This is a genomic window from Methylomonas sp. 11b (assembly GCF_000515215.1).
GTDB lineage: Bacteria > Pseudomonadota > Gammaproteobacteria > Methylococcales > Methylomonadaceae > Methylomonas.
The window spans coordinates 1,521,659-1,536,640 of the sequence record NZ_KI911557.1; the positions used below are offsets into that span (position 1 = coordinate 1,521,659).

13 protein-coding genes and 1 pseudogene are annotated in these 14,982 nt (G+C 51.8%); 4 read left to right on the forward strand and 10 right to left on the reverse strand.

What is annotated here, in order from left to right:
- Positions 1 to 372 precede the first annotated feature (372 nt).
- Positions 373 to 1,416, forward strand: a complete 1,044-nt coding sequence (locus METH11B_RS0107060; RefSeq protein ID WP_026601418.1) for a methyltransferase domain-containing protein — start codon at positions 373 to 375, stop codon at positions 1,414 to 1,416.
- Positions 1,417 to 1,913: 497 nt separating this feature from the next.
- Here METH11B_RS0107060 and METH11B_RS0107065 read toward each other — a convergent pair whose 3' ends face one another.
- The gene (locus METH11B_RS0107065) at positions 1,914 to 3,260 is read right to left on the reverse strand and encodes a peptide MFS transporter (protein WP_026601419.1); all 1,347 of its coding nucleotides are present in this window, start codon (positions 3,258 to 3,260) and stop codon (positions 1,914 to 1,916) included.
- Between the two features lie 268 nt (positions 3,261 to 3,528).
- On the opposite strand from METH11B_RS0107065, the gene METH11B_RS0107070 reads away from it, so the two are divergent.
- Both METH11B_RS0107070 and METH11B_RS0107075 read left to right on the forward strand, forming a co-directional pair.
- Positions 3,529 to 5,271 carry an NAD-dependent malic enzyme gene (locus METH11B_RS0107070; protein WP_026601420.1) on the forward strand — a complete coding sequence of 581 codons (1,743 nt, stop codon included), beginning with the start codon at positions 3,529 to 3,531 and terminating at the stop codon, positions 5,269 to 5,271.
- 43 nt (positions 5,272 to 5,314) lie between these two features.
- Entirely contained in the window at positions 5,315 to 5,827 is a 513-nt protein-coding gene (locus METH11B_RS0107075; protein ID WP_026601421.1) for a YgjV family protein, read from the forward strand.
- A gap of 67 nt (positions 5,828 to 5,894) precedes the next feature.
- Here the strand turns inward: METH11B_RS0107075 and METH11B_RS0107080 are convergent, their stop codons facing one another.
- From METH11B_RS0107080 to METH11B_RS0107095, 4 genes are all read right to left on the reverse strand, one after another.
- Entirely contained in the window at positions 5,895 to 6,512 is a 618-nt protein-coding gene (locus METH11B_RS0107080; protein ID WP_026601422.1) for a hypothetical protein, read from the reverse strand.
- 56 nt (positions 6,513 to 6,568) lie between these two features.
- A complete protein-coding gene (locus METH11B_RS0107085; protein ID WP_020482603.1) occupies positions 6,569 to 6,904 on the reverse strand; it encodes a DUF1508 domain-containing protein in 336 nt (111 codons plus the stop codon).
- A 414-nt stretch (positions 6,905 to 7,318) separates the two neighbouring features.
- A complete protein-coding gene (locus METH11B_RS0107090; protein WP_026601423.1) occupies positions 7,319 to 7,996 on the reverse strand; it encodes a TIGR04282 family arsenosugar biosynthesis glycosyltransferase in 678 nt (225 codons plus the stop codon).
- A gap of 3 nt (positions 7,997 to 7,999) precedes the next feature.
- A complete protein-coding gene (locus METH11B_RS0107095) occupies positions 8,000 to 10,150 on the reverse strand; it encodes an FAD-dependent oxidoreductase (RefSeq protein ID WP_026601424.1) in 2,151 nt (716 codons plus the stop codon).
- Between the two features lie 225 nt (positions 10,151 to 10,375).
- On the opposite strand from METH11B_RS0107095, the gene METH11B_RS29060 reads away from it, so the two are divergent.
- Entirely contained in the window at positions 10,376 to 10,549 is a 174-nt protein-coding gene (locus METH11B_RS29060) for a hypothetical protein (RefSeq protein ID WP_155931087.1), read from the forward strand.
- Between the two features lie 298 nt (positions 10,550 to 10,847).
- On the opposite strand, the gene METH11B_RS0107110 is transcribed toward METH11B_RS29060, so the two are convergent.
- The 5 genes and pseudogenes from METH11B_RS0107110 to METH11B_RS0107140 all read right to left on the reverse strand — a co-directional run bounded on the left by METH11B_RS0107110 (position 10,848) and on the right by METH11B_RS0107140 (position 14,829).
- Positions 10,848 to 11,252 (reverse strand): type II toxin-antitoxin system VapC family toxin, encoded by a 405-nt coding sequence (locus METH11B_RS0107110; RefSeq protein ID WP_026601426.1) that lies wholly within the window; start codon positions 11,250 to 11,252, stop codon positions 10,848 to 10,850.
- Complete coding sequence (locus tag METH11B_RS0107115; protein ID WP_026601427.1) at positions 11,249 to 11,479, reverse strand: DUF2281 domain-containing protein; 231 nt, start codon at positions 11,477 to 11,479, stop codon at positions 11,249 to 11,251. The genes METH11B_RS0107110 and METH11B_RS0107115 overlap by 4 nt, the downstream gene beginning before the upstream one ends.
- A 364-nt stretch (positions 11,480 to 11,843) precedes the next feature.
- Positions 11,844 to 13,008, reverse strand: a pseudogene (locus tag METH11B_RS26355) (IS3 family transposase); the annotation flags it as partial.
- A gap of 157 nt (positions 13,009 to 13,165) precedes the next feature.
- Positions 13,166 to 14,131, reverse strand: coding sequence for an arsenosugar biosynthesis radical SAM (seleno)protein ArsS (arsS, locus tag METH11B_RS0107135; protein WP_026601431.1), 966 nt, complete (start codon positions 14,129 to 14,131; stop codon positions 13,166 to 13,168).
- 2 nt (positions 14,132 to 14,133) lie between these two features.
- On the reverse strand, positions 14,134 to 14,829 hold the full coding sequence (locus METH11B_RS0107140; protein ID WP_026601432.1) for a DUF3047 domain-containing protein: 696 nt from the start codon (positions 14,827 to 14,829) through the stop codon (positions 14,134 to 14,136).
- Positions 14,830 to 14,982 lie beyond the last annotated feature (153 nt).

A 14,982-nucleotide genomic window follows, 5' to 3' on the forward strand; every position in this document is an offset into this window, starting at 1 on the left:
AGAATTCATCCCATCGCGTCTTCCAGAGTCGATGAAAAATCTAGCGGTTAAACCGCCGATTTGTGCACAAGCTTACTCGGCAGACGCCTATGCTAACGGTGACCATGACAACTTCAAGGTTTGCCGGCCAACCTGGTCAGCGCATTATTGGTAATTTTCGCCAGCAAATTTGGGATGCCGGTTTCCCCCCCCCCCCCCACGTTTCGGTGGGTTCTTTATTCGGTATCGGCTTGGCCGCGGCAAGGCCAATACTGGAGTGATCGCATCGATTGCCTTATCCTGGCTGCTGACCTTACCCTGCATGGCTATCTGTTCCGCTGCCATTTCATACGCCTAGCACTTATCTTCAATAATAAAAATACGAGGCTTTTCATGACTACCAGTATCGAAATCAGCGAATCGGTCCGCCATTACTACGGCCAGGTCTTGCAATCCAGCAACGATCTAAAAACCAGCGCCTGTTGCAGCATCGACGCCATGCCGAGCTATTTAAAAGCCTTGCTGGTCAACCTGCATCCCGAAATCTTGGAACGGTTTTACGGCTGTGGATCACCATTACCCCCCGCGTTGACTGGTAAAACGGTGCTGGATTTGGGCTGCGGCACCGGCCGCGACTGCTATCTGCTGTCGAAACTGGTCGGCGCGACAGGACGGGTAATTGGCGTGGATATGACACCCGAGCAATTGGAAGTTGCCGTGCGTCATCGCAACTGGCACGCCGAACGCTTTGGGTTTGCCAATGTTGAGTTTTTGCACGGTCACATCGAAAACCTGCACACCGTGGGTATCGCCGACAACAGTATCGACGTAGTAGTCTCCAACTGCGTGATCAATCTATCGCCGGAAAAGCCCAGTGTGCTGGCGGAAATATTCCGGGTATTGAAACCCGGCGGCGAACTGTATTTTTCCGATGTATTTGCCGACCGCCGCATCCCATTCGAACTGCGCCAAGACCCGGTTTTATTGGGCGAATGCCTGGGTGGCGCTTTGTATTGGGAAGACTTCCGGCGCATTTTGCAGGACTTAGGCTGCCCCGATGTCCGCAAGGTCAAACAAAATCCCATCAGCATCGACGACCCGGAAGTGTTCGCAAAAATCGGCATGGTCAAGTTCGATTCAGTGACAGTGCGCGCCTTTAAAATGCCATTGGAAGATCGTTGCGAGGACTTCGGCCAAGTCGCGACTTATTTGGGCACTATTGAGCAACACCCGCACAGTTTCGACTTGGACGATCATCATCATTTCGAAACCGGCCGGCCGTTAAGAGTCTGCGGTAACACCGCCGACATGCTGGCCGGTAGCCGCTATGGCGAACACTTCCGAGTATTGGGCGACAAGACCCGGCATTTCGGCTTATTCGATTGCTCGCCCGGACCCGGCAGCGAAGCCATCAAGACTGACAGCGCCTGTTGCTGAGATGGGCTCATCCGATCAAACAGTGAGAGTGTAGTGCCTGGCGGCGACTCGGAACGCTGTGGCTTCCAGCCAGGTGTGCGGGAGCGGATATCGGCCGGATCATACAGATAGGCCAGGAGTTTGCCGCCGGCGTTGCCACAGATATAGCCGATGGCGGAGCCGGTTTTGTTGGCGGCGGTTTTGCGGCCCAACAGGTTATAGCTGAAGCTTTGTTGTCGGCTGCAGTTCAGGAACCGGGTTAACAGTAAACTTTACCGACCTGGTTTCAGTGGGTTTGGACAAGCCGCTCTGTTTGAGCGAACGGGTAGCGACTGGTGTTCATGTGATGATGTGCTCGAGTTGCCGCAATAAGGCGAGCATCGCTATACCGACAGTTGCAAAACCGGTTGGATAAAGAATTCTGAGAAGAATCAAAATAATTGCCAAGTACCGGCTAAAAGCAGCCTGACCCCAAACCTGTCAATGGCGACTGTCCAGCCAACACTGATCCGCAATAGTTAATCCGCCCCGACCGCCTTTTTTAACAGCGGTTTGAAAGCAAAAATCGCCAAGCCGGTAGCACCGCCCATCGCTGCCAATAGCAGAAAGAAATCCTGTCTTGGCATTTGCTCGTAAAAACTGCCGATGTAGCCCGACAAATAATTGCCGAAAAACGTCGACAAAAACCACATGCCCATCAACATCCCCACCAAACGTGGTGGCGAGACTTTGCTGACCAGCGACAAACCGACAGGCGATAAATAAAGTTCGCCCAGCGTGTAAATCAAGGTACACAGCGCCAACCACAGAAAGCTGATTTTTTCGGCGGATTGCACATCGCTAATCGCGAAAATCAGCACCAAGAACGATGCGCCCAACAATATCGAGCCGAATGCCATTTTGCCGACACTGGAACTTTGCCGGCCCTGGCTGGCACGGTACCTGGATATTCGGTCGATTAGCGGCACCAACAGGAATATGAAGGCCGGATTCAGGGATTGAAACCAGGTGGAGGGCATTTCCCAACCCAGGATATGCCAATCGGTATTGTGCTCGGCGAACAGTTGCAAAGTATTACCTTGTTGCTCATAAACTGCCCAGAACAGGATATTCAGTACCGCTAAAGCCATTAATCCACCTAGGGCCTGCCACTCCTTGATAGTCAGCGGCTCAGGCTTGATCACGTCGGTCGCACGTTTAACAAATTGATCCGCACCCAAATACTTTTGCCCAAGCAAATACACCAGCAAGCCCAGCAACATACCCATGCCGGCGGCGCCGAAGCCGTAATGCCAGCCATAGCGTTGCCCCAAGGTACCGCAGATCAATGGCGAGAAAAACGCGCCCAGGTTGATGCCCATATAAAAAATCGTAAACGCGCCGTCGCGTCGCGGATCGCCGGGCGGATATAAACTACCCACTTGGGTCGAAATATTGGGCTTGAAACAGCCATTACCCAGAATCAAAAACAGCAGCGCCAACAGGAAAAACGCTTCGGAGGCCATCAGGAAATGACCGATGGCCATCAACACGCTACCTACTATCACGCATTTGCGCGGCCCCAAAACCCGGTCGGCCAAAATCCCGCCGAACAGCGGGGTGAAGTACACCAGGCCGGTATATAAACCGTAAATCTGCGAGGCCAAGGCTTGCGTGGACAAAGGCCCGAACAATCCCTGCAAACCCGTCTGTAGCGGCGCAAATCCGAATACCAACGTATTGGTTTGCGCGGCTTGAATTAAATGTTGGGTCATGTACAACACCAGCAAGGCGCGCATCCCGTAATAGGAAAATCGCTCCCACATTTCGGTGAAAAACAGCACGAACAAGCCGATGGGATGACCAAACAGTTTTTTTTGATTCACGTGGGAAAAGTGTTGTTTGTTTCTTTGGAAAGCGTGTTGAACATCATCTCACAAGCGCCAATCTGGGGCATTTTTACGGTAAACCCCCAGTAAATGCACCGCCTTGAAACACGGCAACTATTAGCGACAAAAAAAGTGCCCATTCAGCATGTTTTCGGCTACCGCATCGCCGATTAGGCTGTTATAAAGGGAACACGCGCCATAGTTTGCGCTATTCGAACTCCTGGTTAGCCCCTGGATTTCGATTAAATATTTTCAAGGAAACTTAATGACAACGCTAAGCGATTATTTCGACTACCGGCTAGATGCCGACGGTAACAAATATGTAGAAGTTTCGATTCGGGGCGTGACTTTACTCAGGTTGCCGGCAACCAATAAAGGCACAGCGTTTAGTGTGCAGGAACGCATCGAACTGGGCTTGGACGGCTTACTGCCGCCGCAAGTGACGGATATGGAGCAGCAGCTCGACCGGCTATATGCCAATTATCAAAAGCAAGCGGATGATATTTCCAAGTATCAATTTCTCCGGGCGCTGCAAGACCGCACCGAAGTACTGTTTTACGCGCTGTTGGAACGGCATCTGGACGAAATGGTGCCCATCGTCTACACCCCAACGATAGGCTTGGCGGTACAGCAGTTCAGCTCCAACTTTACCACCACACGCGGATTGACTTTTTCGGCAGCCAATATTGACCGGGCCGAAACCATTTTGCAAAACTACCCCTTGCACGATATTCGCATGATTGTGGTGACCGATTCCTCGTCGATTCTGGGTATCGGCGACCAAGGCATGGGTGGCTTGGCGATTTGCATCGGCAAATTGGGGCTGTATACCGTCGGCGGCGGCATGTGTCCGTTTCAAACCTTGCCGGTCAATCTGGACGTGGGTACCAACCGCGCCGAATTGCTGGACGATCCTTTTTATTTAGGTGCACACACCCAGCGCTTGCACGACCAGCCTTATTTCGAATTGGTCGATAAATTTGTCACTGCGGTACAGAAAGTCTGGCCGAAAGCCATTATCCAATGGGAAGATTTTGCCAAAAACGTGGCCTTCGATTTATTGGCGAAATACAAAGATGTTATGCCCTGTTTTAACGACGACATCCAAGGCACTGGAGCGATGGCCTTGGCTGGCCTGCTGTCGGCTTGCCGTAAGAAAGGCGAAACCCTGGCAGAGCAAACCGTGGTAGTGGTAGGCGCCGGTGCCGGCGGATTTGGCGTGGCCAGTACCATCAAGAAAGGCATGCTGCGCGAAGGATTAACCATGGAGCAAATTCTGCAGCGGATTTTCGTGGTCGATGCCCACGGTCTGGTGGTCAAGGAAGCCACCACCGAGGCCTACAAATTGCCGCTGTCGCATACTCAGGAAAGTTATCACGATTGGGATATTCCCGATGATAGGGTACCCAACCTGCTGGAAGTGGTCACTCATGCCAAGCCCACCGTATTGCTCGGACTAACTGGCGTGCCGGGATTGTTCACCGAAACCGTGATTAAAACCATGGCGGCAAACCACGCTCACCCCATTATTTTCCCTTTATCCAACCCCACCGCCAATTGCGAAGCCACGCCGGAAGACATTTTGGAGTGGACGCAAGGCTCGGCAATGGTTGCAACCGGCAGCCCATTCGCCGACGTACAATATCAAGGCCGGCGTTATCCGATTGGGCAGGGCAATAATGCCTTTATATTTCCTGGCTTGGGCCTTGCCGCGGTGTTGGGCGAGTGCAGCCGGATTAGCGACGCGATGGTCTTGGAGTCTGCCTATGCCTTGGCCGACTACATCGCGGAGAATTGTTTGACTGCCGGCCTGATCTTCCCGCCGGTGGGCGATCTAAAACAAGTCAGTTTATTTGTGGCTAATCGGGTATTGGCTAAAGCCCTGGAAGACGGCTCCGCGACGCGGCAGGATTTAGTGGGCATTGATCTGGAAGCCTACGTTAAAGCCAATCTCTGGAAAGCCGAGTATCTGCCTTGCAAATATGCCGGGGCAGCGGTAACAAATTGATGGAATTTCCCCACTAAGAAGGCTCAGCGGTAAGACTTAGCACTTGCAATTAGATTTGAATCTGCTGAATCTCGCTTACCTGATTGGCGGGATTGGCATTCTGGTGGAATGGCGGGCTTATTGTCTGCCGGATGGCCTGGCGTTTCGGCGCTGGTCCGCGGCCGGGGCCGTGCTGTGGGCCGTGCAATACCTGTTGCTGGATGCCTGGACCGCCGGCTTGACCATGGCCAGCACCGCCCTGCGCACCCTGCTGTCCAACCGTCTGGAGAAAGGTTTTTACCGGCACTGGGCGGCGGCAGGGTTCGTAGCCTTGTTTAGCGGGCTTACGGCATTCTCTTGGCAAGGCCCGGTTTCTTTATTGCCGGCGTTTGCGGTAATCAACACTACACTGGCTTTGTTTTATCTGGATAATCGCCGCATGCGCGTCGTGCTGTTGGCTTCCAGTGTGGCATGGATAAGCAACGATTATATCTGGCAAGCCTGGCCGGCGTTTGTAGCCGAAACCGTGGCGCTGGGCCTTAATCTGCGGACGATACGCAAGCTGTTCGCCCAATAACAACGCGCCCCTTCAATATAAACACTTGAGCCGTCCCCTACCCCGTGACGGCGTTTCTGAAATGGCTTTATACCGTTTCTGTCTCCGCAACGGGTTCTTCCAGGACTTTCCAGTTATTTTCAAGCAAGGCGCAATAAGGGCGCAACGCGGCCATCAGCGTTTGATAAATAGTGAATGCATCGGTTGGGTCTTTTTGCTTAAGCTCGGCGACTTCGGTCAGAAATCGATACAGCATTTTTACCAAATTCTCGATGGACATCGCCAGCCAGGCATCATTTGTAATCCATTTGTCGATAAACTCATCCAGCCGTGCAAAGGTCAGTTTTAGTAGCGGATAAGCGGTTTGGGTTTCCTTAAATTCCCGGAGCAGTATGTAGTCTAGGTAAGCCCGCTCCGATGCCACCCGCGGCCGGTTGGTAATACTGAGGTAAGTGGCTTTGTGGTGGGCATAGGCGGCATCGAATTTTTCGCAAAATTCGGTTTCGGTGGTCATCGCCAGCCAAGTCTGCAAACTCGCGGTGCTTACGCTGTAGCACTCCTTGATTGAGTTTGCCATTTTGTCGAATTGCTCGATGAATGCCGGCTTGGCCAGTTCGCCTTTAATCAGATTTTCAATTGCCACCAGTTCGCTTGCAGTAACGCATACCGTGGCCAATTCTCGAACAATTTTTAGCTCGACACCCATATTGTCTTTACCTATTTTCGCTATGTAAAAATTAAAGCCGCGCTTTCAGCCCAAGTTTACAGCGTCAGATCGACGATTTCGGCAACGCAGGCATTGTCTTTAACCGTGTGCAGCGCATTGTCGAATACCATGTTCGAGTTGAATAAAACGCTTTTGACAATGATGGCGCCGGCCGCATCTTTAATCACAAAAAAAGTATCGCCTTCAGGAACCTTGCTGGCGGCAATCTGGTTGCTCATTAAGGAGCCGGTTCGCACTTCTTTAATGCCCTGGAGAGCTTCTTCTTTGTTGTCGTAATCGCCGCTGATCAGAATCAGTTCGCCCTTACTGTTCACAAAAGAAAAGGAATACTGATTGTCGTCGTTGGCTTTAAGTTGAAAAGTGGCTGGCATATTCTGTCCCGGAAGTTAACAGTTGAATGGAAGATCGTGGCCGATCAATTTTCAGTCTCCCGATTACTCCCAAGCTATCGGAAAAGCGCGATTGCAGAGGAACTAAAGCGTGACCGGCAGAGGCTATAAATCCAAAAGCAAGCGTTATGCCAACAAAAAATCCTTAAAAATCAGCCAGAAACAGCTCAGTAGATGTTCAATTGTCGGTTTTGCTACACGACATTGGGCGATCTGATAGCCAGTGAACCGTTCTCATCAAGTAGCGGCCAATTCGCTTTACAGCCTATGCCTGAATGCCGACAAATTCCGCTCGGCAATAATGCGCATCAAGGTGGGGTCCGCTCATAATTTTTCCTGATTTCAGCTGGCGCCCGAGAGATCGTCATTCCGGCAGGGATTGCCCGAATCCAGGCTTCAGGGATGATTCGAAGCCCACCATCCATGGCACTGGATACCCGCTTCCATGCGGGTATGACGCATAGCTGAATAACGCAGCCAGTCGGAGTAAGTGTCCACATCCCATTGGCTATCCAGTTCGTAAAGGTTCAAACCGATGTCTTTTGCCCGGCTGCGCGTGGTGGCCATGACCTGATCATGGCCCCAGCTCATATCGCTGAACAGTCTCGGTTGTATCTCGTTTAAGCCGATCATCACATAACCGCCGTCGTCGGCTGGTGCGATAACCGCATCATGACCTTCGCGTAACACCGTCAATGCGCGAAGCAAATCGTCACTAGAAAGACTGGGGCAATCGCAACCCATCAGCAAGGCATGGCGGTATCGGCCCAACGCATCAGCAAAGGCACGGTGCATGCGTTCACCCAAGTCGGCGCCGTGTTGCACCTTGAATGTCAGCGGAAAACGCCGCGCACAATCCTGAAAAAAGTTATGGCTGGCGTCTGGTGCGCAGTGCAGCTCAACCGCACACAAAGGCTGCTGGAAGGCGCGATCCAGGGTCATATAAGTCAATTGCCGGTGTGCTGCGGCAGCTTGTTCGGCGCTTAAGGCCGGTTGCAATCGGGTTTTGACTTGGCCGGGAATCGGCGCTTTGCAAAAAATCAGCAGTACGCTGTCGGGACAGAGCGTTTGCATGGCTTAAACCTTGCGCCGCCAAGTATGATAACGCCCCAGCCATGCCAGCAAAGTCTTGGGCGCATGATTGCGCTTCCAGACGCCCGCCGCGTATTTATTGGCTTCCGCCAGGGTGGGATAGACATGAATAGTGCCAAGGATTTTATTCAAACCGATACCGTATTTCATCGCCAGCACAAATTCAGCCAGTAAGTCGCCAGCATGTTCGCCAACGATGGTGACGCCGAGGATTTTGTCCTTGCCGGGCACGGTCAGCACTTTAACAAAGCCGTGAGCTTCGCTATCGGCAATCGCCCGGTCCAGATCGGCCATGCCATAGCGAGAGACTTCATAAGCGATATTCTGCGCTTGCGCTTCCTGCTCGTTCAAACCCACGCGGGCCACTTCCGGGTCGGTAAAGGTCGAACAGGGGATCACCGAATAATCGGTACGGAATTTCTTGAATTGGCCAAACAAGGCGTTGACCGCTGCATACCAGGCCTGATGCGCGGCGGTGTGGGTAAATTGATACGGCCCCGCCACGTCGCCGACGGCGAAGATATTAGGATAATTGGTTTGCTGAAAGGGGTTGGTTTCCAGGGTAAGACGCGGCGACAAGGCAAGGCCCAGTTCGTCGACGCCATAGCCTGCCACGTTGGCGGTGCGGCCAATGGCGATCAACACTTTGTCGAACGGGATTCTGACAATTTGCCCTTCAGTTTCCGCCAGTAGAATGTGTTCGCCGTTTTCGACGATGAATTCCCTGGCGGTGTGATTGACGTTGACCACCACGCCTTCTGCCTGAAAACGGGCATGGACGATGTCTGATACCTCCGGATCTTCGCGTAGCATCAGGCGCGGGGTCATTTCCACCTGCGTGACTTGACTACCTAGACGATTAAAGGTTTGCGCTAGTTCACAGCCAAGCGGCCCGCCGCCCAGCACCAGCAGGCGCTTGGGCAATTCGCGCAAGTTCCAGACGTTATCCGAGGTTAGGTAATCGATATTTTTTAGTCCTGGGATCGGCGGCACAAACGGTCGGGCGCCGACGGCGATGACGATAGCGCGGCTGGATATGGTTTTGACGCCGTCGGCTGACGTGACTTCCACCGCCCAGGGCGAGACGATTTTGGCACTGCCTTCGATCACTTCCACACCCAGCGCGGTATAACGCTCCACGGAATCGTGCGGCGCTATCGTTTCTATCACCCGCTGCACCCGCTCCATCGCTTCGGCGAAATCGAACTCGGCTTCGGCTTTGGCAATGCCGAATTCCTTGGCGCGCTTGATTTGCGACAACAGCTTGGCCGAGCGAATCAGCGCCTTCGACGGCACGCAACCGGTGTTCAGGCAGTCGCCGCCCATTTTGTGCTTTTCGATCAACGTGACTTTGGCTTTGACGGCTGCGGCGATATAAGCCGATACCAAGCCGCCGGCGCCCGCGCCGATCACCACCAGGTTGTTGTCGAAACGGTCGGGTTTAGTCCAGCCGGCGTAGACTTTGCGTTGTTGAACGACTTCGAGCATTTTTTTTGCTCCCAATGGAAACATGCCGAGTAAGACAAACGAACCGAGCAAGGCTGGAGACAGGATGCCGGAGAGTGAATCGATTTTCGCCAACTGGGTGCCGGCATTGACATAAACCAGTGTGCCGGCCAACATCCCGACCTGGCTGACCCAGTAAAAGGTGCGGGTCTTGATCGGCGTCAACCCCATAACCAAATTGATCATGAAAAACGGAAACAAAGGCACCAGGCGCAAGGTAAATAAATAGAATGCGTCATCACGGCTCAGGCCGTCGTCGATGGCCTGCAAGCGGTTGCCGAAGCGGGATTTGACCCAGTCGCGCAACATAAAACGCGCGGCCAGAAACGCCAGGGTAGCGCCGATGCTGGAGGCAAACGAGACGATCAAGGTTCCCCATAACACACCGAAGACCGCGCCGCCGGCCAGTGTCAATATCGTCGCCCCCGGTAATGACAGCGCAGTGACCGCGATATACAACGCAGCATACAGTGCCATAGCCAGTACCGGGTGAGACTGACGGTAATAAGCGATACCGGTCTGCCGCGCTTTTAAATGTTCCAGCGTCAGATAATGCTGCAAATCCAGCGCAAAAAACGTCGCCACCAATACGGCAATACCCAGCAATAATAATGTTCTGGGGGTTTTCATACTGAACTACCGATTCCGGGCAGGCTAGGTTTAGTTGGGTATTTGCATGTCGAATGGCTAAACATCTGTGTTCCTTAAATACAATTGCGCTTGCCTGTTAGTCGCATTTGCCGGTAATGCCTGACAAAAGCCTCAGAACCGCTACTTACCCTGATTTAATAAACATCGCCATCCGGTAGATCAAGCAACCGGCAGTGGTTGCCGGGAGCCGGAATTTGTATTCGGTTGGCGCAATACCTACACGATACGACGTCTACTTATATTTTGTCGCTCATTATGCGCCTGCCGCCTAAACACCGCGATGTTCTTAAAATCGGCGAACTGGCCGCTCCCGACCGTAACGAGGGCGGCACACGTCTTTATGCCCGGAAAGATTTGAAACGCATGGCTATCGCTTAGCAGCTTGGCCGTGTCCATCGAACTGTAATCGGCTCAAAAGCTCAACCAAACGCGGCGGTAATGTGCTTCCGGCAAAGTAGCATCAGCGGTTATGCAGCCGCTCCAGACTGATTTTCGTACCGGAATACGGGGATTGTTGGAGGATTTGGAGGAACTGGATCGAGACCTGGAACGTGCGGATATGCTGATTTGGCAATGCGGACATTGTCAAAACCGCCCAAATCGCCAAAAAGCTGTCGGTTGTCTTTGAAGTTTAAAAGGATAACCTATGCTCAAATTTTCAGCATTTAGGTGATGGTCAAACAACAGTGACTTTAATTTCCTGAATAGCCGCCAAATTTTTATCGCCCGTCAGAAACTGATCGGCGCCGGACGTTATAGCGCAAGCCAGTTGAATGGCATCGGGTGTGCGTAAGGAACCGGGATGATTGGCGCGCAACTCGGTGGCTACGTCGATAACGTTGGCATCAAGTTCGACCACTTCCAAGCCCGGCAACTGAAAAAAACGGTCATAAGAATCCAACAATGCAGAGTTTTTTGATTTCAACGGCAATACCCGGCATTCCAGAAAAGACAAACGCGATACGACCAGTTGTGCGTTCGATTTCAGCGCTTCATGAACCAGCGCACGGGTTTTCCGACCTTGTTCTTGCTGCGATTCGATCAAATAAATGATGCAGCAAGCATCCAAGAACAGCTTCATGACCTGTCCCATTCCTCGCGTAAGGCGTGAAATTCAGCGTTAATTTCCGAGTCGCTGCGTTGGGCGACCGGCAGACTTTGCAGGAAACTCAACGCAGCCTCGTTTGCTCCGGGTTCGATTGTTGAATCGGATTTTGATTCCAGAAACTCGACGAAATGCAGCACTTCCAAGGCTCTGTCTTGGGGTAGGGTTTTGACGTGTTGGTAAATGGTGTCGGCGATGTTCATTTGATTGGTCTCCTAATGGTAGCCACGATAAGGCGTTTGCAGGATTCGAATTTTTTATCATTCCCGAAGGTTGGCGTAGAAATGTAGTTACATTTTCTCAAAAAGACTATTCATTTTTGGCTTGCAGGTAAGAATGCAAGTTTTCAGCCAGCGACTGTAAATCTCCAATTCGACACTCCCAAATAACTAAAGCGTTCCAACCTAGTTTCTTAAGGTCGATAATATTCCTACTATCTCTGCTCTGATTATCTGCAAGTTTCTTTTTCCAAAACTCCGGTTTTCCGGGTAGATTGGAATAATGCAATCGGTTGCGGTAACCCATTGATCTCGCCCGTTTTTCACAGACACATTGCTGAGCGACATTTTTAAGTTCAAAAGCTTCAGGGGATAGATAGCCCAATTTGGAATGAAGCCGTTTTCGATTGTAATACACTTCGATATAGTCGAAGACCTGTTGCTTGGCCTCTGCACGAGTCATAAAGCGTTCGCCATGAACCGCCTCGACTTTTAAGCTGTGGTACCAGCTTTCCATTGCGGCATTGTAGTAACAATCGCCTTTCTTGCTCATGCTGCAAATCAGCTGGTGTTTCTTGAGCAGTATTTGGTAAGCCGCCGAACAATACTGACTTCCGCGATCCGAGTGAACGATAACGCCCTTGGGCAAATGGTGTCGCCAGAGCGCCATGGTCAAGGCATCACATACGAGCGTTACGGTCATTCGTTCGGCAATGGCCCAACCGATCACCCGCCGTGAATACAATTCCAGGACGACAGCCAAATACAGCCAGCCTTCCTCAGTCCAGATATAGGTAAATATCGGATACCCATTTTTGATCGGGAGCCGTCGCCTCAAAGTTCTGCGCCAATAGGTTTGGCGTCACCGGTAAGCTGTGATTGCTGTTGGTGGTGGCTTTGTATTTTTAAGCGGCTTTGGCTCGCCAGCCATGCCTTCTCATAATCTTGGCGACAGCATGTCGACTGGCTCGGTGCCCTTCGTCGTTCAATCGCTTGGCGATTCGGGGCGAACCGACACGGTTTTTTTCGTCCTCAAAAATACGTTCCACTTCGACCGCCAATGCCTCGCGAAATTGGTAGCGTTTCGACGGTGAGCGCTTTTTCCATTGATAATAACCGCTCCTGGAAACCGATAAAAGTCGGCACATCAAACCCACCGAAAATTCCTGTTCGTGTTGCTGAATCATGGCTTACCTCACCGGGGCTGTTTCGCAAAGTACCCACAGGGCATAAATACGCCGCCGCCTTTTTTAAAAAAGCGACTTCTTCTTCCAGGCGCGCATGTCACGTTTGAGTCGCGCAAGTTCAGCTTGTTGCAGCTTTTGATCTTCGAAGGATTGGCCTGTTTGTCGGCTTTTAGATTGCCAGCCATACAGCATCGATTGAGCAATGCCTAAATCCTTGGCTGCTTGCGGAACACCATCTCGTTTCGCCCGATCGATGGCTTGCTCTTTAAACTGAAGGGTGTAGCGATTGCGTTTGGTGGATTCAGTTTCAGGTTTGTTCGTTTTCATAAGACTCCTCAGGGTCAGAGAATAATCTCTTAACTGGATGTCTGTGAAATCCGGGCAAGATCATCTTGTTGCTTCGCTGGTATTTGGACGTCAACAATTCAAAACTTTGGCGGCCAGTTCCGTCCGATGTGTCAAGCAATTGCCGAAAAGGAATGATTCATCGGGCCAAAGCCCCGCCGCAACTGCTGCCTTGGCCGGCCGTGCAACCGTAACAATGGGCTGCGGTGGCGATTGGTGCATCATTGAGTTGTTCCAAGCGCAACTCGCCGATATGTATTTTGGGTTTGGCTGCGGCGCCCAAGGGCAAATCCAGCATCTGATTGAAATCGCAATCGTAGACATAGCCTTGCCAGTCGATGCTGAGAGTATTCAGGCACATCAAGTTTTCAAGGTTCTCGGCGCGAAAACTGTTTTTCAATAAACTCAGATAAGATTCGAAGCGACCATGACTGACCAAGGTGCTACCGAAACGCTGAATCGGCATATTGGCGATGGCAAACAAACGGTTGAAGACGATACCGTAATGTTGCTGCAAGTGCTGTTTATAAGCCTGCTCCAGTTGCTGCTGGTCGGGCGGTAACACGGCGTCTTGCGGGTTGAAGACTAAGTTTAACTCCAATCCGCTGTCCGGCTGGCCATAACCCAGCCGATTCAAGCGTTGCAAGGCTGCCAAGCTATCCTTGAAAACACCTTTACCGCGTTGTTTGTCGACATTTTCTTCCAGATAACACGGCAGCGAGGCGACGATGTTGACCTGCTGTGCGGCCAGAAACGCCGCGAGATCGGCGTATTCCGGGTCTTCCAGAATGGTCAGATTGCAACGATCAATCACCTCGATGCCTCGATCACGCGCAGTTCGCACCAAATAGCGAAAATCCGGATGCATTTCCGGTGCGCCGCCGGTCAAATCCAGCGTATGAATGTAGGCTGTTTCGGCAAGCGCAAGTACTTCATCTATAGTCTCCCGACTCATCATCTCGATGCGATTGGGGCCGGCGTTGACATGGCAATGCACACAGCTCAAGTTGCACCGATAACCCAGATTGATTTGCAAAATCTCCAACGGCTTGCGAAAAATGGCCGGAAAATCGCTGTTGACCAGCAAAGGTTTCGTATCGTGCATGCTTAATCCTTGGAAAACCAGATGTCGCCATAAGCGGCGGAGACTTGGCCGCCGCTGTTGTCGGTATCGGTCATGATGGCGACGGCATCGATGGCGGAGAGGTCTTCACCGAAGAATTGCTTGAAATCGGCCCTAATATTGCGTTTTTCGTGTTCCCAGACATTCAACGGTGCTTCCTGATCGCGTAAAGCCATCATCATCGCATGATCGCCGGCAAACGCATTAGGCCAGACACTGTCCTTTTTGCTGTTGCCGGCCCAGACAAAATTGATAGCCTTGGTTTGCCAAAACGCCAACCCGCCTTTGACCACCACATACACCCGCGCCGCATAATCATCACCAGCCTTACTTTGTTCGTTCAAGCCGGATAAACGATTACCGATGCGCCACGACCAGTTCAGGAATGGCGTTTGCGTTAGGTCGATGCGTTGCGCCTTGAACAGGCCGGAACCGGCGGCGTGGCTATCGGCCACCAGCGCGGTCACGCCGTCGAGTGTTTGCAATCGGTATTGGGTTTCGCCTTTAAAGCTTTTATGTTCCCAACCCTCCAGGCGATTCTGGCTGAACTCGCCGATAGGTAGTTTATTATCGGCAATCACTGGATGATGCGGCAGCAAAATTGCCAGGCACAGCAATAGTTTATGCATCACTAATGTCAATCTGGCGCTGATATGAGCCGGATACAGGAGAATTGTCATAGTCGGTCGTCCAAGTTTTACTTGATGCGGATGTCACCACGCCTTTCCAGTCAATAATAAAACGAGCGCGGCAAGCCAACTTATTTTTTCTACGCAATCTGTCGTGACTGACGGGGATTCGTTGCAAGTGACTTAAGTAATGTAGCACTTGGA